Origin of the sequence: Sulfuricurvum sp. RIFOXYD12_FULL_44_77 (genome assembly GCF_001830725.1) — a bacterium.
In the GTDB taxonomy this organism is placed as follows: Bacteria; Campylobacterota; Campylobacteria; order Campylobacterales; family Sulfurimonadaceae; genus Sulfuricurvum; species Sulfuricurvum kujiense_A.
This window is the reverse complement of sequence record NZ_MIBU01000023.1, coordinates 1-17,025: the sequence shown is the minus strand read 5'-3', so window position 1 is coordinate 17,025 and position 17,025 is coordinate 1. Positions and strand designations below refer to the sequence as shown.

Sequence of the window (17,025 nt, the reverse complement as noted above, 5' to 3'; positions counted from 1 at the left end):
CGAGGGATCCTGATAGCGGATACCGTTGATCAAAACCAATACTTTATTAGTATCCATACCGCGCACAAAAACTTCCTGTGTCGTTCCGACTCCGCCGTTAGAGGTGATACTTATTCCCGAAAGGGAGTTTAGCGCTTCTGAGAGCGTGGTGTAATGGTGTTCTTCAATCTCTTCGGCAGTGATAATGTCGACATTGGAGGTGATATTTTTGAGGGATTGTTCGGTTTTGGATGCCGATACTAAAATCGGATCGAAGGTGAGGTCTTTGGCCTCTAATGAGGCAACGAGGGTCGCACATGCGACAAAAGAGAAAGTCGGTTTAAACATAAGTGTCCTTGATTAATAATCGTAATAATGGATGAGAGTAGGACACTTTTAGGGGGTGAAACGGTGGAGTAGGTATGGATGGCATGGGTAGGGCAAATCCATGCAATACGGGTAATGTTTTGCATGAGACGGATCTCGGAAGCGTACGCTTGGATAGCGACAAGCGAAAAATATGTTTTACCGAAACCCTTTGGTGCACTCACCCGTTCGCCTCCATTTTATCTATGAGGCGAATTATATCAAGATTTCAGTTAGGACTTAAATTGACCCAATTGCGTATTCAAACTGGTAGCGGCATTGTAAAGCTCTGCCGTGATTTTAGAAATTTGTGTGATATCTTCCTGATTGCTCTGAGAAAGGTTGGACATCTCAGACACTTTATGGATAATTTCGTGAATTTTGTGTGCCATATTCTCTGCTTGTTGAACACTTTGATGGCTGGCATCGACATTCGAGCGGAGCGCATTCGACGCGGAATCGATTTTCAGATCGATCTCTTCGCTTCTCTCCGCAAGCCGTCCGATATTTTCACTGTTAGAATGCATCATATCCGATGAATCCGAGATCGACTGGATGACGATAGAGATGGTTGAATTGATTTCGGTCAAACTTTTTTGGGTCCGTTCGGCGAGTTTTCGAACCTCATCGGCAACAACGGCGAAGCCGCGTCCATGTTCACCGGCACGTGCCGCTTCGATCGCGGCATTGAGGGCGAGAAGATTGGTTTGATCGGCAATGTCAGAGATAATACTCAACACTCCGCTGACGCTTGCCGCATCGCTGGAGAGTTGAGCGAAACGGTCGCCAAGTTCATTAGACATCTGAGTGGTTTTATGTACTTCATTGGTAATGGCAGTAGCGATTTCACGGACGTGACTCAGTTCTGTTTCCGTTAAACGGCTATTCTCTAAGGTCACTTTTGCCATATTAACACTTTGCTCAAGTGTCGCACCGATTTCAGCGGCAGTCGTATTGGTGTTTTGGGCAATGGTATTGGTTTTTTCCGATTGAGCAGAGAGATTCGATGCCGCACTGTTCAACGTCGCGGTAGAGCCGACAGCCGAAGAGGTAATCTGCTTCGTATCGTTGATCGTGCTTTGGATTTTTTCAATAAATTGGTTGAGGTAAAGGCTTGCTATCCCGATCTCGTCATTTTTATTGAGGATCGGAAGACGTTTGGTCAAATCGCCGTTACCGTGGGCAAGATCGCTGGATACTTTATCAAGCTCTTCTATCGGATGGAGAATACTGGTTCCTGAAAAATAGTTGATCGCAACCAGCATCGCCGTCAGGACACTTCCCAACAGTAAAAACCATTTAAAAAAACTGGCTTGCAACTCATCAAAGTAATCGGCTTTATTGATCCCCGGAATAACCCACATGTCCCATGCCGGAATATAGCGGTACGCGGCAATTTTTTCCTGTCCCGTCGTAGCCGAAGTATACTCATAGACCCCACCCGCTTTATCGGAGCGGATATGGTCGATGTAGTCATGTCCCGATTTGTTTTTCCCCTCATCTTCAGCTTTCGGGTGAATCGTCATTACCCCTTCACTATTGATGAAATAGACATAACCGCTTTTACCGATTTTGATCTCTTTGATCTCATTTTTAAACCCCTCTTCTTCATACGCTTTAGGCTCTATCTTGGAAATGTAATTGACATTTTTTTCCAATACATCGGCAACCGTATTGAGGTCGCTGATCATAATCGTCTTAATCGAGCCTGTAGCAATGAAGTATGCTACAATGACACTTATAAGGATAGCACCTACGGCTGCCACAAGATTGACAATAAACTTAGATTTGATAGTGTTGAAGATATTCATTAATGTTGCCTAAATATTGGTGTTACCGAAATATACCCTATTGTAATTCTCTTTTTCTAAAGCGGAGGTAAAATTATGAGATTTTCTTATTTAAAACAGATTGTTGCGTATATGCAGCAATTAACCCACATTGTTGCGGCATACAGGGTTAACGACACTACACTCAAATTAGTTTTTAATCGTGAAAATAGCTGGAATTTTGAGATGGCACGGGGAAATTCGGCGATCACCGTCGGAGAGATTCCAACCCGCGGTAAAATGTATCAAGCCCCATTTGATGTATTGCTCGCAAAACGATTAAATCGCTCCTCCATTCAATCGATTACCCTCCATAACAACGATAAAATCATCCGCATTACCACCACGACAAGCGGCTCCTACAAATCGGAAACAACCGTTTTACAGCTCGAATTTACCGGTAAACACACCAATGTCATCCTTTTGGATAAAGAGGGGATCGTTCTAGAGGCATTGCGCCATATCGATGAGGATGTCTCAACCCGATGTGTCCGAGTGGGACAGAAATTGGGCGAAATTCCCAAGCCTCCTTATGAGCCTCAAGAGTACCCTCTGGAGGATGTACGCGGCTATTTAGAGGGGGAGTTTGCTCGCCGCAGCAATGATAAGCTTGAACAACTCAAAAATGAGAAAAAAACTCTACTGCAAAAACGGCTGCTCCAGCTTCAAAAACATCTAGCAGGACTCGATGAAGAAGGGGCCTTGATACAAGAATCTCAAGAGGCACAAAATGCGGGACATTTGGTATTAGCCAATCTGGATACCATAAAGCCCTATGACAAAATAGCGGAACTTCATAATTTTGACGGAACCCCGATTCAGTTGGAGCTTCCTACAGGATGCACCACCGCTTCCGGATGTGCAAACAGTTTTTTTAAGCGTTCCAAAAAAGCGAAACAAAAAGCACTCGGACTCCATCAAGAGCGGAGCAACCTTGAAGCCAAAATCCGACATCTTGAACTTTTTATCCAAACGGTAGCGGAAGCCTCAACTCCCGATGAAATAACCCTCCTCTTCCCCCCTAAATCAACTGCATCCAAACAAAAAAACAGCGATTCGATTGCCGAATTTTGGATTGAGGGGGTCAAAGTTTCGTTAGGAAAAAGTGAAAAAGGGAACATCGAACTCCTCCGCAATGCCAAAGCACGCGATATTTGGATGCATCTGAAAGACCGCCCCTCCGCCCATGTCATCATCTCGACCGACAAACAGCAGCTTCCCGAAAAGCTCCTCGAAGCCTCGGCAAAACTGTGTGTCGATTTCTCCGTATTTGAGAAAGGGAACTATTTGGTCGATTATACTCCCCGAAGAGAAGTGAAAATGGTGGAGGGGGCTAACGTCCTTTATACCAACTACAAGACGTTATCAATTCAAAAAGGGTAAATCTATGGCCATCGGTCCTATCGGTAATGCTATCTATGTTAATCAACAAATGGCGACGGTAGCAAGCGAAAAGAATGCCATTTTAAACCGATTTGAATTACAAGCGCTTGCAGCCTCGAGTGCGGCCCAAGAAGAGAAAAAAGAGATCGAAGAGGTACGCCCTACCGAAGAGAATCATGGCGTTGACCCCGATCGTGAGCATACCAAAGAGCAAGCCGAACAAGAGGAGAGGCGTTCTCCTCACGAAGAAAAAAAAGAGGAGAATGAAAAGCCCTCAAAACCGCTCCATCTTCTCGATATTAAAGTTTAGTCTGATATGCGATTCTAGGCTGATTTAGCATCTCTCGTATAATAAAATAAATGGTATAATTTTGAAATTTTAAAACCATTGGTTAATCACACTATGCAAACTGCAAAAAATTCAATCCAAGAGCGCGTTGTTACCGCCGTCTTTCTGGTTATCGGCGTCTTAATTGTCGGACTTATCAACAACTTTTGGCTCATGTGGAGTGTGATGGGGGTCATTTACCTTCTAGCCTTTCATGAAGCGACACGTTTATTTGGAATTAATAATAACTCTTTGTACGCTTATGCCGCTATTCTTTGGCTAGCCGCAGCACTTTACCCTTACGGTGAAGATCTATTTGTCATTGCCGGATTGATTTTCGCCGCAGCCGTTGCCTATACCCAAAATATCTCTCCTAAGAATTTCCTCCCGTTTATCTATCCGACGGCGGGTATGCTCTTTATGCTCAGCATGTACCAAGAGTACGGAATGGGAGCTATGTTATGGCTCCTTGTGGTCGTCGCAGCTGCTGATGTCGGTGCCTATGTCGTAGGGCGTAGTATCGGTAAAACCCCTTTCAGCGTCTCCAGCCCAAGCAAAACACGCGAAGGTGTCTACGGCGGTATCGCCGTGGCAACCGTTGCCGGTTTTTTTATCGGCATCACCATCGTTGATATTACCCAAGCGGTTATTATCTCTATGGCGGCGGCTATCGGTGCGGTATTCGGTGATTTGTTTGAGAGTTATCTCAAGCGCCAAGCGGGAGTCAAAGACAGCGGCTCTATCCTGCCGGGGCATGGCGGTGTTTTAGACCGAATCGACGGATATCTCTTTGCTTCCGTCATTATGCTCGTCCTCCTTCGAGGTCTTGTTTGATCCTACTGGGCTCTACAGGCTCCATCGGAGTCAACGCCCTCAATATCGCCGAACAATTTAATCTGAGCGTCGATACACTCGTTGCAGGGCGTAACATCGATCTTCTCAACCAACAAATCCTAAAACACTCTCCCAAACGTATTGTCGTGATGGATGAAGCCGATTGCTCCCGTGTCAATCATCCCCATGTCCGCTCCGGCGAAGCGGCAATCCTTGATGCGATTGAAGAGTCAAACTCACACCATGTCGTCAACGCTTTGGTCGGGTTTGCAGGGTTTCGCCCCACTCTCAAAGCGCTCGAATGCGGTAAAAAACTAGCCCTCGCCAACAAAGAGTCTTTGGTCGTCGGCGGTTCGTTCGTCGATACCTCCACTATTATCCCTATCGATTCGGAACATTTCGGATTGTGGTACCTCAACCAAACACCGCGCCCTCTCAGCCGTATGGTCATTACCGCCAGCGGCGGTGCATTTCGGGATTGGCCGCTGGAGAAACTCGCTTCTGCCACCCTCGAAGATGCCCTTAAACACCCCAACTGGTCGATGGGGCAAAAAATCACCATCGACAGCGCCTCTATGGTCAATAAACTCTTTGAACTCCTCGAAGCACGATGGCTTTTCGGTGAGGGGGAATACGATGCCCTTATCGAGACTAAATCGCTGATTCATGCTCTGATAGATTATAAAGACGGCTCAACAACCGCCCATTTTGCCCACGCCGATATGCGCCTCCCTATCGCGTATGCTCTCATGGGAAAAGTGGATACCCCGATTGTCGATCGAATTGATTTGACCCGTATCGGCGCCCTCGAATTTCGCCCCATTGAAAAAGAGCGTTATCCGATATGGGAGATCAAAAATGATCTTCTTCGTAACCCCCAAAAAGGTGTCATTGTCAATGCGGCAAACGAAGCGGCGATTGAGCGCTTTGTTGCCGGAGAGATCCGATTTGTCGATATCTCCACAATGATTTTACGTGCTTACGAGTCGTTTCACACGGCTCCCGAATCGGTAGAGGCTATATTTGCCCTTGATAGTGAGATACGCGCATTCATACGAGGTTTGTCATGAAACTCTTGATGCTACACGGATGGGGCGGAAGCGACGATCCCCATTGGCAGGCGTGGCTCGCGGGTGAAGTTGCCAAAGATTACGGCACGGTTGCATTTCCGCTCCTTGACAACCCCCATTTCCCGAGTAAAAACCGTTGGATGAAACAGATCAAAGCCCTCTTACGCGATTTTCAACCCGATGTCGTTATCTGCCATTCTCTTGCCAATATTCTCTGGTTTCATTTATGTAATGAGGGAGAAATAGCACCCGTCAAACGACTCCTTTTGGTTGCACCGCCCCATTTAACCTGCGAAATCGAAACCCTTAAAACCTTTTTTCCTCTCGAAGCACCTAAAAATCTTTTTGCCGATGAGGTATTGTTGGTCACATCAACAAATGATCCCTATATGAGTATAGAAGAGGCATCTGATCTTCAAAAAGCGCTCGGAGTAGAGATGAAAGTGATCGAAAACGGCGGACATATCAATACCGCTTCGGGATTCGGAGAATGGCCGTGGGTCAAAGAGTGGGTAATGCAATGATCCTCAGTATCGAAAGCTCATGTGATGACAGCTCAATCGCTATTACGGAAATTGCTACCAAAAAACTGATCTATCATAAGAAAATTTCCCAAGAGTTAGAACACTCACAATACGGCGGCGTTGTCCCTGAACTCGCCAGCCGTTTGCACGCCGAAGCATTACCCCGTATTTTAGCGGAGTGCGCGCCGTGGTTCGATCAGCTCAAAGCGATTGCCGTAACCAACGAACCGGGGTTAGGAGTGACGCTGATAGAGGGGGTTACGATGGCAAAAGCACTGAGTATTTCCCTCTCTCTTCCTATCTTGCCTATTAATCATCTAAAAGGGCATATCTATTCACTCTTTATCGAGAAAGAGGCTCTCCTGCCTATCACCGTCTTACTGGTTTCGGGAGGACATACCCAACTCATAGAGGTAACATCCTATTCTCAGATGGAAACCGTAGCGACGACGATGGATGACAGTTACGGAGAGAGTTTTGATAAGGTAGCTAAAATGATGGCACTAGGATACCCTGGAGGGCCTCTGATCGAAAAACTCGCCGTAACCGGTGATCCGGCTCGATTTACCTTCACCGTTCCTCTATGGCAATCTCCGTTGATCGCGTTTAGCTATTCGGGACTTAAAAATCAGGTACGTCTAGCCGTAGAGGCCAATGATCCCTCAACTTATCCCGATATTGCGAGCGCATTTCAGAAAACGGCGACGGAACATTTGATACAAAAGCTCAAAAAATATTTTAAATCTACCCCTCCTAAGCGTTTCGCCATCGTAGGCGGTGCGAGTGCCAACCTCTATTTGCGAGAACGTGTTGGTGAACTATTACGACCGTATAAAGCCCCTCTTTTTCTTTCTGATTTACAATACTGTTCCGATAATGCCGCTATGATCGGACGAGCAGCGATCGAAGCGTACTCCTTAGACGAGGGACGATCTTATTCTGATATTCCAATAAATCCTCGCTGTAAACTGTAATAAACCTTAAGCCAAAACACCTCTTCTATAATTCAGAGATAAATTATCCGATTTAAGTACAATTTCCGTACCAAACAAAAAAACAGGAGCTTTAAATGGCAACGACTAAATTCAAAGGTACAGATGTAGAGCTTTTAGGAAACACAGTAAATGTAGGTGATAAAGCACCTGAAATTACAGTAGTTAACTCAGCAGGTCTTGGCGATGTAAAAGTGGGCGGAGCACAAGGTAAAAAACAACTTATCATCGTTGTTCCTTCACTCGACACAGGTGTATGTGCAACTGAAACACGTAACTTCAATGCAAAAGCTGCTGGTCTTAAAGACGTTATCACTACCATTGTATCACTTGATCTTCCATTCGCTGCAGGGCGTTTTTGCCAAGCTGAGGGGATCGATAATTTGACAGTATGTTCAGATTTCCGTAACAAAGATTTCGCAAACGCATACGGTGTATTGCTTGGAGGTTCTGTTCTTGCAGGTGTAACATGCCGCGCGATCTTCGTAGTAAATGAAGAGGGAATCGTTACCTATAAAGAGATCGTTCCTGAAATCACAGAAGAACCAAACTACGAAGCTGCTTTGGCTGCTGTAGCGTAAGTTCACCTTCTCTCCCACGGGAGAGAAACCTCTTTTTCACTCATCATGTACTTTTAATCTTACTTACACGTAATACTTATCAAGCCGCCCGCATTTTTCAATGTATAGCTGTAACGCCCATCAAGAGTAACAGTAGCACGGGCAAATTCTCCATGATTTCCTAACGTTACATCCACATAGGGGGCAGCATTCAATACTTTTTTTTCAGATTTAAACGAACCGACATGTTTAAAATCGAGGACAATTCGGTTGGGATCACTTAAGACAAAGTGGCGCACCAAGGAATCTGATGTTTTTACACTCAGACTTTTCCCTTTTGAATAAAATTGTACAAATCCAAAATTAGCGACAGACGAATTGTTTGATACGACAGAGTGCGAGGACTTTCCCCCTTGCGTAAGGAGAAGAGGACGGTGCCAATCGACACTCTGATCCACCTCTATTTTTCTCTCTTCGATACTTCCATCCAGATTTTGAATACTCAGCGTTACCTCTTTTAATACCCGGGCATTATCGGGCAACGTGTAGCTGATGGTTCCCATTTGCGGTCGTGCATCCGGTATATTTGAGGTTACTTTTTGCTTTTTTGATTCATCAAGGGGAAAAAAAGGATTTTCTCGCGCGAAAAGGGGAGAGAGGAGTAAAAACGAGAGGCAAATCGAGTATTTCATAAATCTCCCATCACTATTGTGAATCAGCATCAAGCTCTTTGAGCTCAAAATACTGTTTTTGCAAAGAGGCATTTTCAGCTTTAAGCCGCTCAATGTCTTCGCTGAGATAGTCTTGATGCTCTTCAAGCTCTAAGAGAACACTCAAAGAGTTGTCCCCGAAAAATATGAAGCCCATATAAACACCCACACTCAATACAATACTTGCCGCCACTAAAAACTTCTGGGTCGATAAGCCAAAATAGCGTTCGCTTAGGCTCTCTCCCTCTTCGTGAAGCAGCAAATGTTGATCATCTTGATGCATTAGTTAAAGAGCGCGCTCCCCAAATACTCGCCGTACATAACTTCCGTTTCAATCTCTAGCAAACGGTTGTATTTAGCGGTACGCTCACCCCGAGCGGTTGAGCCGGTTTTGATTTCACCACAGTTTAGGGCAACCGCAAAATCAGCGATAAACGCATCTTCACTCTCGCCGGAGCGGTGAGACATAACGCATTTGTATCCATTTCGTTGAGCGAGTCGGACGGTAAGCATCGTTTCCGATACAGAACCGATTTGGTTCGGTTTGATCAGAATCGAGTTAGCGATCCCTTTTTCAATCCCCTCAGCCAAGATGTTAGCGTTGGTTACGAATAAATCGTCTCCGACAAGCTGAACTTTAGAGCCTAAACGTTCTGTCAAAATTTTCCATCCCGCCCAGTCATCTTCACTCAATCCGTCTTCGATAGAGACAATAGGGTATTTAGCGCAAAGATCGGCGTAATAATCAACCAATTGCTCAGAGGTAACGGTTCGGTTTTCAGAGTCAAGTCTGTATCCACCATCGGTAACAAGCTCAGATGCGGCAACATCGAGGGCGATAGCAATTTGTTCACCCGCTTTATATCCCGCTTTAGCAATCGCTTCCATAATGACTTGAATCGGCTCTTCGTTAGAGCTCAAATCGGGTGCGAAACCGCCTTCGTCACCGAGAGCCGTGTTAGCACCGCGATTTTTGAGGATTGATTTTAAGTTATGATACACCTCAGCAGATGCGCGAAGTCCCTCAGAAAAGTCGTTGAATCCAATCGGCATAATCATATACTCTTGGAAATCAACACTGTTGTCCGCATGACTTCCGCCGTTAATGATGTTGAGCATCGGAACCGGAAGAACCATCGCATTGGCACCGCCGAGATAACGATAAAGTGGAATGCCGAGACTTTTTGCCGCAGCACGCGCAACCGCCATAGAAACACCTAAAACGGCATTTGCTCCGAGATTACCGTAATTTTCAGTGCCGTCGAGTTCTTTCATCACCGCATCGACCATCGCTTGGTTAAACGGACTAAGCCCCATCACGGCATCAGCAATCTCACTATTGACGTTCTCAACCGCTTTAAGAACCCCTTTACCCATATAGCGTGCATCACCGTCTCGTAATTCGAGTGCTTCACGCTTACCGGTACTTGCTCCGCTTGGTACGATAGCGCTTTCGCGGGTTCCATCACTCAACTGTACTGTTGCTTTTACGGTTGGATTTCCACGGGAATCCATTACCTCGATTGCACTTACTTCATCAATAAAAATCATTCATCTACCTCACTTATATCAGATTCATCCATAGCTATAATGCCAGACACACCCATAGCCGCTTTAATTTTTTCTTCGACTTTGCGAGCCAATTCGGGCTCATCTTTAAATTTTTGTTTGACGTTTTCACGCCCTTGTCCCAGTTTTGTATCCTCGAAACTGAACCATGCACCGCTTTTGTCAATGATATCCAACTTGACACCGTAATCGACTAATTCACCCTCTTTCGAGATCCCCTCACCGAACATAATATCAAATTCTGCTTGACGAAACGGCGGTGCTACTTTATTTTTAATAACTTTAGCCTTCACACGATTACCGATTTGGCTCTCCCCTTGTTTAAGGGTAGCAATTTTACGAACATCGATACGAACCGATGCATAAAATTTTAGCGCATTTCCGCCGGTAGTCGTCTCGGGTGAGCCGTACCCCATCGTTCCGATTTTCATACGAATCTGATTGATAAAAATAATCGTACAGTTCATTTTATGCATGATACCGGTGAGTTTACGAAGTGCTTTTGACATCAAACGTGCTTGAACGCCTACTTGCTGATCGTTCATCTCCCCTTCAATCTCTACTTTCGGAGTCAATGCCGCAACCGAATCAATGACGATTAAATCTACTGCACCGCTTCGGACGATCGTTTCAACGATGTCGAGTGCTTGCTCGCCGTAATCGGGCTGAGATACAAGGAGATTTTCGACGTCTACTCCGAGATTTTTAGCATATCCGATATCAAGGGCGTGTTCCGCATCGATAAACGCACAAATACCGCCGTTTTTTTGGCACTCCGCTGTAATTTGCAAACTAAGTGTCGTTTTCCCTGAGCTCTCAGGTCCATAAATTTCGATCACGCGTCCTTCGGGTACGCCGCCGATTCCGAGGGCTAAATCCAAGCCGATAGAACCGGTACTGATTGCGTTGATCGGTTCAATTTCTTTATCCCCGAGACGCATCAACGTCCCTTTTCCGAACGTTTTATCGATTTGTTTCATCGCAAGTTCAAGCGATTTAAGTTTGTTTGGATCCATCATGCTGTGCTCTCCTGAGACTAATATGTTTTAAAATTACGTCATAATATGACAATTTGAAATATATTTATAAAATATGACAAATTGCAATATTAATAATTCGCATTCTGGAATAGAGATATTTTAGCGTTATTTGGTTAAAATTTAATTGATATGCAGTTCTGAACAGGATTTTAAGTGAAAAAAATGGTGATAGCCCACTCCCCCGATGCCGACGATATTTTTATGTACTATGCCATCAAATTCGGTTGGGTTGGAAAAGAGAATATCCAGTTCGACAATATAGCCCTCGACATAGAGACCCTCAACACCGAAGCCCTCAAAGGAACCTATGACATTACCGCGATCAGTTTCGGTCTCTACCCCCACATTAGAGCCGATTATGCCCTTTTGCGTACAGCGGTAAGTTTTGGACAGGGGTACGGCCCCAAGTTGATCCGCAAAAAAGAGACCGTTCTTAAAAAACGGTTCAAAGTGGCCCTCAGCGGGAAATATACGACCAATGCGCTCCTCTTTCGTATCGCCTATCCCGATGCCAAAATCGTTTATATGAATTTTTTAGAGATTGAACAAGCCGTTTTAGACGGCATCGTTGATGCGGGTGTTCTGATCCATGAATCGATCTTAGGGTATAACGATTCTTTAGAGGTTGAGCGTGAGATGTGGGATATTTGGTGTGAGCTCAGCGGAGGAGATCTCCCTTTGCCGCTTGGTGGTATGGCGATTCGCCGATCACTCCCGATCACTTCAGCGATCGAATACGAAAACCTTTTAACCAAAGCGGTTCAAATAGCGCGGGATCACAAAGAAAACCTCTCCAAAATGTTAATGGAGCGTAATCTTGTCCGTATCGACGGAGAGACTTTGGAGAAATATCTCGAGCTTTACGCGAACGATGAATCGATTACTTTGAATGAAACGCAATACAAAGCGATTGAACTTTTATTTGATCTTGGTTACAAACACGGCTTTTTTGACGCGGCCATTGATCCAAGAGAGTTTATGATTCCTCTCGAATACACTGAATTGAGGTACTCGTAGCCATGATGCAAGAAGAACTTATAGGGCTGGGGATCGAGACATTTAAAATTGCTCTTATTCTATCATTGCCCGCACTTCTGGTCGGGATGTTTCTGGGCCTTGCTGTCAGTATCTTTCAAGCAACCACTCAGATCAATGAGATGACCCTCAGCTTTATCCCAAAAATCATCGGTATCGTCGTCGTTATTATCCTCACCATGCCATGGATGATGAATGAGATGCAGGACTTTACAATCCGAATGTTTAACTTGATCCCTACTTTTATGCAGTAATATTCGCAAGGAAAATATATGACCATTAAAGATGCAATACTACAAGCATTAGAAAATTTTAACAAACCAGTTACCTCTAATGAAGTTAGTAAATTTATTCAAACACACAATCTATATGAATTTAGTGGACTTACTCCTGATGCAACTATTTCAGCACTTTTGGGAGATTTTATCCGTAAAAATGATAGCCGAGTTGGGCGATCTAAGCAAGGACGAACTCACTACTTATACTATCTCACAAAAAATAAAAATGATGATACTTTAATATCTTATGCAGAGCCTGTAACCAATAACGATGTGAAAAAAGTAAAGGTAGATTTCCAAGAGAGAGATCTTCACAAGTTATTTGTAAGTTATTTAAAAAGTAAAGATATTTACTCAAAGACAATTTTTCATGAAGAATCAAAAAATAGTAAAGACGACCATCAAAAATGGATACACCCCGACATAATAGGTGTTAAGTTTGTTCATCTTAAAAATGATACAAGTATAAAATTACTCAAAACACTTGAAAAAAAAGATTCATGCGAATTTATCTCTTATGAATTGAAAAAAGAGATTAGAAGTGATTATGATCTTAAAAAGTCTTACTTTCAAGCAGTTTCAAATTCAAGTTGGGCAAATAGCGGTTATTTAGTTGCTTTCGAAATAGATACAAAAATTTATAACGAAATGGAACGCCTTAATAAAGCCTTTGGAATAGGTGTAATTAAGCTTCAATCCAATCCTTTTGAAAGTCAGATAATATTTCCTTCTTCCTATCGAGAATTGGATTATCAAACAATAGATAAGTTATGTCATATAAACAATGATTATCGAAAGTTTATTGATCAGGTTGAAAAAATACTTAATGCTGACGATCGATATTTATCTTCGTCAGAACAAGAGTTAGAAAAGTTGTGTGATATATGTTTAGAGCATGACTCAGATATCGAAGAGTATTGTGTATTGAAAAATATCCCTTATGACAAAGTGATAAATATTTCATAATGAAATATTTATTACTATCAAATACAAAATGCCCTTATACTTTAGCCATTAAAAGGAAATCCAATGGCTAAAAGTAAACAATATACAAAGCAGGAAACGCAGAATAATGTTTTTGAGCATTCACAGGCAAAATTAGATTTTTATCGAAGTTATCTTTGGCGATATTTGACCATATTGTTAAGTGATGCATACACGACTAAAATAAATATTTTTGATGTTTTTTGTGGCGTTGGTGTTTATGATAATGGTGGTAAAGGAAGCCCAATTATTGCAATGGACGCAATAAAAGAGATGAATGAAAAGTTCCCAACAAAACAAGTAACATTAACAATCAATGATCTTGATAAAGCAAGAGTTGATTTTGTAAGTACCTATATAAGTGAACATTATCGTATCCAGAGAGATGTTTTAAAAAGTCATAATATAGATGCTTCTGATATGCTAAAGGCTGTAATTTTACACATAGCAAAAACAACATCAGAAGAAAAAAACTTAGTTTTCATTGATCCCTATGGTTATAAAGAAATCTATAAAAAAGATATTTTAGACATAATGAATGCAGGAAAAAGTGAAATTATTTTATTTTTACCAATTTCAAATATGTACCGTTTTTCAAAAGTTGCTTTAACTGATGAAAAAAATGCTTCCTATGCACATTTACAAAGATTTATTGCTGACTTTTTTGAAGATAAAAGTCATCCAATACTTGATGGTAATTTTGAACACCAGTTAGAATATATTAAATTTATAAAAGATGCTTTATCTTTTAATAATAAATATTATACAGCTAGCTATACAATTCAAAGAGATACTAAAAATTATTATGCGTTATTTTTTCTTACAAGTCATATATATGGATTACACCAAATTGTTGATACAAAATGGAAACTTGATGAAAATGCAGGGCAAGGATTTTCAAAAATACAAGAAAAACACTTATTTAGTGATGATTTTGATACAGATAGGCAAGAAAAATATTTTTTAAATTTTGAAAATTCTTTAAAAATATTTTTGGATGAGTATAAATCTAATAAGCAAATATACGAATTTACTCTCAAAGAAGGCTTTCAACCAAAACATGCCAATATGATTTTGGAAAAGATCAAAGGATTACTGATATTTGAAAATAATTATAAACCAAAAGCAAGATACTATTTATTAGGGTTTAAGTATTGGAAAGAACAAGAAATACGATATAGGGTAAAAATAAAATGAGCCAAAAAACTAAGATAGAATGGACAGAAAGTACATGGAACCCAATAAGTGGATGTACTAAAATAAGCCGTGGTTGCGATAACTGTTACGCTGAAAAAATGGCATTCAGACTGCAAGCAATGGGGACAAAGGGCTATGAAAATGCTTTTGAAGTAACATTACACCCCGAAGCTCTAACCAAACCTCTTAAACTTAAAAAGCCTCAAATGATTTTTGTTAACTCAATGAGTGATATTTTTCACGATAAAGTACCCGATGAGTTTATTTTCGAGATTTTTGAGATTATGAATAAGGCGCATTGGCATACTTTTCAAGTCTTAACCAAAAGACCAAAACGACTTGAAGCTCTTAATGATAAACTAAAATGGGCAGATAATATCTGGATGGGTGTAAGCATAGAATCCAATGATTATATTAAGCGAGCGGACTATTTACGTGGATGCGATGCAAAAACAAAATTTTTATCCATAGAGCCTTTGATCGGATCAGTTGATAAGCTGGATTATACAGGATTGAATTGGGTAATCGTTGGGGGAGAAAGTGGCTTTGGTGCGCGTGAAATGAAAAAAGAATGGGTGGTAGATGTTCAAGAAAAATGTACACATCTTCATATTCCATTCTTTTTCAAGCAATGGGGTGGAGTAAATAAAAAAGCGGCTGGACGTCAATTAGATGGGAAAATATATGATGAATTGCCGAAAATTCATGAAAATAATCTTTTTAAAAATGTCTCGTAAGTCAGCAGTAAAATAATGACCACTAAAACTATCGATTTTTCTAAATTCAGCTCCATCCGTATCGGGCCTGTTGTGGAGGTCGCTTTGATCGAAAATGACGTTGTTCCCGAGGGGTGTACAATCCTCGGTGCCGCAAACAATGTCCTCATCTCCCCTACACCTCCGCCGCTCATGATCCTCTCCAAAGAGTATGACTTTATCCGCCTCGAAGACGATGGCCTCCATATCGGTGCCGCCACACCGGGGGGACGTGTTGTTTCCTTTTGCAAAAAGAACGATATCGCCCATTTTGAATATCTCTCGAAACTTCCCGGCACCCTCGGCGGGATGCTGAAAATGAATGCGGGACTCAAAGAGTTTGAGATTTTTAACCACCTCATCGCCATCCGCACCCAAAGTGGCTGGAAACAAAAAAGTGAGATCGAGTACGGCTATCGTAAAACCTCTATCAATGAGGTCGTTTTTGAAGCCGTATTTGAAGCGGAAAAAGGGTACTCACTTGAGAGGTACGAGATGTTTAATCAGATGCGTTCCAATCAACCCAATGATCCAAGTGCCGGAAGCTGTTTTAAAAATCCTCCGGGAGATTATGCAGGGCGTCTCATTGAAGCGGTGGGTTTAAAAGGTAAGCGTATCGGGGCGATGACCTTTAGTGACGTCCATGCCAATTTTCTCGTCAATACAGGTGGCGGAACCTATGCGGATGCGTTAAACCTCATAAATGAAGCTCAAACACGGGTAAAAAATGAATTCAATATTGAATTGCACTGTGAAATCGTCCTCATCAACAAAACAATATGACGATGAAATAATCTTTTCTATTGACTTTAGACGTCACATTTTGATAAAATGACGATGAAATTAAAAAATAAAAAGGATTTAATCATACAATGACAGTAAGTTATATCCGCCCTGACAAAGACTTTGACGGTGTTTATGAGCAGTTAAAACTGATCAACGGATATGCCGATCAAAAAGGGATTATGATTGATGAAGAGATGGTGGATCAAACCTCTCAAAACAAACGGATTGTAGATCGTCAGGAAGTGGTTCGGTTTTTTCGTTCCCTTGATGGCGATACGTTAATTGTTTATGACACTTGGACATTGAGCAGCTGTATCGAAGATGTTGTGCAAATGTTTAGCTGCCTTCTTAAAAATAATAATACGATCCATTTTGTCAAACCTGGCGTAATAATCGACCGGAAAAGTGATACAATGGTCGTTCTAGGTCTTATTGATCAGCTCCGTCAGGTAATACAAGATGATGCGAAAAAAGGGATTGGACGTCCGCGCGGCTCCAAATCGTCCTCTAAATTCGATATTCACTTAGAAAAAATTATCGATTTATTAAAGAAACGGCGTAGTGTAAGCGAGATTGCTCGTGTTTTAGGGGTGAGCCGAAGCTCGCTGAAAGACTATATAGAATCACGTGAGCTAAAAGAGGTAGTAAGCGGCATCATCGGTATCGGAGATGATGCCGATGCGGAAGCAACGGTGATCGGAACGATTCGGTGTCCGATCGATGTATCAAGTATGAGGGAGAACGTATGAGTAATGAATCAACCCCTAAGGGGAAAGAGTATTTGTCGGGGTGGACCCCGTGGCGTA

21 protein-coding genes are annotated in these 17,025 nt (G+C 42.3%); 14 read left to right on the top strand and 7 right to left on the bottom strand.

Annotation, left to right across the window (positions count from 1 at the left end; translation table 11 throughout):
- The 3 genes from A2517_RS01160 to A2517_RS01150 all read right to left on the bottom strand — a co-directional run.
- A partial coding sequence (locus tag A2517_RS01160) for a TonB-dependent receptor (protein ID WP_294893531.1) occupies nucleotides 1-327 on the bottom strand: 327 nt, incomplete at its 3' end.
- Nucleotides 273-530, bottom strand: coding sequence for a hypothetical protein (locus A2517_RS01155; protein ID WP_294893530.1), 258 nt, complete (start codon nucleotides 528-530; stop codon nucleotides 273-275). The genes A2517_RS01155 and A2517_RS01160, both read right to left, overlap by 55 nt.
- A gap of 48 nt (nucleotides 531-578) precedes the next feature.
- Nucleotides 579-2,156 (bottom strand): methyl-accepting chemotaxis protein, encoded by a 1,578-nt coding sequence (locus A2517_RS01150; protein WP_294893529.1) that lies wholly within the window; start codon nucleotides 2,154-2,156, stop codon nucleotides 579-581.
- A gap of 75 nt (nucleotides 2,157-2,231) precedes the next feature.
- Between A2517_RS01150 and A2517_RS01145 the strand changes: the two genes are divergently transcribed.
- The 7 genes from A2517_RS01145 to tpx all read left to right on the top strand — a co-directional run bounded on the left by A2517_RS01145 (nucleotide 2,232) and on the right by tpx (nucleotide 7,886).
- On the top strand, nucleotides 2,232-3,557 hold the full coding sequence (locus A2517_RS01145) for an NFACT family protein (protein WP_294893528.1): 1,326 nt from the start codon (nucleotides 2,232-2,234) through the stop codon (nucleotides 3,555-3,557).
- 4 nt (nucleotides 3,558-3,561) lie between these two features.
- Nucleotides 3,562-3,867 carry a hypothetical protein gene (locus tag A2517_RS01140; RefSeq protein ID WP_294893527.1) on the top strand — a complete coding sequence of 102 codons (306 nt, stop codon included), beginning with the start codon at nucleotides 3,562-3,564 and terminating at the stop codon, nucleotides 3,865-3,867.
- A gap of 93 nt (nucleotides 3,868-3,960) precedes the next feature.
- The gene (locus A2517_RS01135) at nucleotides 3,961-4,719 is read left to right on the top strand and encodes a phosphatidate cytidylyltransferase (RefSeq protein WP_294893526.1); all 759 of its coding nucleotides are present in this window, start codon (nucleotides 3,961-3,963) and stop codon (nucleotides 4,717-4,719) included.
- Nucleotides 4,716-5,789: a 1-deoxy-D-xylulose-5-phosphate reductoisomerase gene (gene dxr, locus A2517_RS01130; RefSeq protein ID WP_294893525.1), complete on the top strand. Its 1,074-nt coding sequence runs from the start codon at nucleotides 4,716-4,718 to the stop codon at nucleotides 5,787-5,789. The genes A2517_RS01135 and dxr overlap by 4 nt, the downstream gene beginning before the upstream one ends.
- The gene (locus A2517_RS01125; RefSeq protein ID WP_294893524.1) at nucleotides 5,786-6,313 is read left to right on the top strand and encodes an alpha/beta hydrolase; all 528 of its coding nucleotides are present in this window, start codon (nucleotides 5,786-5,788) and stop codon (nucleotides 6,311-6,313) included. Before dxr ends, A2517_RS01125 begins: the two co-directional genes overlap by 4 nt.
- Nucleotides 6,310-7,287 (top strand): tRNA (adenosine(37)-N6)-threonylcarbamoyltransferase complex transferase subunit TsaD, encoded by a 978-nt coding sequence (gene tsaD / locus A2517_RS01120; RefSeq protein ID WP_294893534.1) that lies wholly within the window; start codon nucleotides 6,310-6,312, stop codon nucleotides 7,285-7,287. The genes A2517_RS01125 and tsaD overlap by 4 nt, the downstream gene beginning before the upstream one ends.
- Nucleotides 7,288-7,382: 95 nt before the next feature.
- On the top strand, nucleotides 7,383-7,886 hold the full coding sequence (gene tpx / locus A2517_RS01115; RefSeq protein WP_294893523.1) for a thiol peroxidase: 504 nt from the start codon (nucleotides 7,383-7,385) through the stop codon (nucleotides 7,884-7,886).
- Nucleotides 7,887-7,945: 59 nt separating this feature from the next.
- On the opposite strand, the gene A2517_RS01110 is transcribed toward tpx, so the two are convergent.
- From A2517_RS01110 to recA, 4 genes are read right to left on the bottom strand one after another with little or no spacing between them, the layout of a single operon-like run.
- Complete coding sequence (locus A2517_RS01110; RefSeq protein WP_294893522.1) at nucleotides 7,946-8,557, bottom strand: AMIN domain-containing protein; 612 nt, start codon at nucleotides 8,555-8,557, stop codon at nucleotides 7,946-7,948.
- A 13-nt stretch (nucleotides 8,558-8,570) separates the two neighbouring features.
- Entirely contained in the window at nucleotides 8,571-8,858 is a 288-nt protein-coding gene (locus tag A2517_RS01105) for a hypothetical protein (RefSeq protein WP_294893521.1), read from the bottom strand.
- Nucleotides 8,858-10,126, bottom strand: a complete 1,269-nt coding sequence (gene eno / locus A2517_RS01100; protein WP_294893520.1) for a phosphopyruvate hydratase — start codon at nucleotides 10,124-10,126, stop codon at nucleotides 8,858-8,860. Before eno ends, A2517_RS01105 begins: the two co-directional genes overlap by 1 nt.
- Nucleotides 10,123-11,160 (bottom strand): recombinase RecA, encoded by a 1,038-nt coding sequence (gene recA / locus A2517_RS01095; RefSeq protein WP_294893533.1) that lies wholly within the window; start codon nucleotides 11,158-11,160, stop codon nucleotides 10,123-10,125. Before recA ends, eno begins: the two co-directional genes overlap by 4 nt.
- Before the next feature lie 177 nt (nucleotides 11,161-11,337).
- Here recA and A2517_RS01090 point away from each other — a divergent pair, with 177 nt between their 5' ends.
- The 7 genes from A2517_RS01090 (at nucleotide 11,338) to A2517_RS01060 (ending at nucleotide 16,968) form a co-directional block, all read left to right on the top strand.
- A complete protein-coding gene (locus tag A2517_RS01090) occupies nucleotides 11,338-12,201 on the top strand; it encodes a menaquinone biosynthesis family protein (RefSeq protein WP_294893519.1) in 864 nt (287 codons plus the stop codon).
- A 5-nt stretch (nucleotides 12,202-12,206) separates the two neighbouring features.
- A complete protein-coding gene (fliQ, locus tag A2517_RS01085; protein ID WP_294893532.1) occupies nucleotides 12,207-12,473 on the top strand; it encodes a flagellar biosynthesis protein FliQ in 267 nt (88 codons plus the stop codon).
- 18 nt (nucleotides 12,474-12,491) lie between these two features.
- Nucleotides 12,492-13,463 carry an HTH domain-containing protein gene (locus A2517_RS01080; RefSeq protein ID WP_294893518.1) on the top strand — a complete coding sequence of 324 codons (972 nt, stop codon included), beginning with the start codon at nucleotides 12,492-12,494 and terminating at the stop codon, nucleotides 13,461-13,463.
- 63 nt (nucleotides 13,464-13,526) lie between these two features.
- Nucleotides 13,527-14,678, top strand: a complete 1,152-nt coding sequence (tcmP, locus tag A2517_RS01075) for a three-Cys-motif partner protein TcmP (RefSeq protein ID WP_294893517.1) — start codon at nucleotides 13,527-13,529, stop codon at nucleotides 14,676-14,678.
- A complete protein-coding gene (locus A2517_RS01070) occupies nucleotides 14,675-15,415 on the top strand; it encodes a DUF5131 family protein (RefSeq protein WP_294893516.1) in 741 nt (246 codons plus the stop codon). The genes tcmP and A2517_RS01070 overlap by 4 nt, the downstream gene beginning before the upstream one ends.
- Before the next feature lie 15 nt (nucleotides 15,416-15,430).
- Nucleotides 15,431-16,216, top strand: coding sequence for a UDP-N-acetylmuramate dehydrogenase (locus A2517_RS01065; RefSeq protein ID WP_294893515.1), 786 nt, complete (start codon nucleotides 15,431-15,433; stop codon nucleotides 16,214-16,216).
- An 89-nt stretch (nucleotides 16,217-16,305) separates the two neighbouring features.
- Nucleotides 16,306-16,968, top strand: a complete 663-nt coding sequence (locus tag A2517_RS01060; RefSeq protein WP_294893514.1) for a recombinase family protein — start codon at nucleotides 16,306-16,308, stop codon at nucleotides 16,966-16,968.
- Nucleotides 16,969-17,025: the final 57 nt, after the last annotated feature.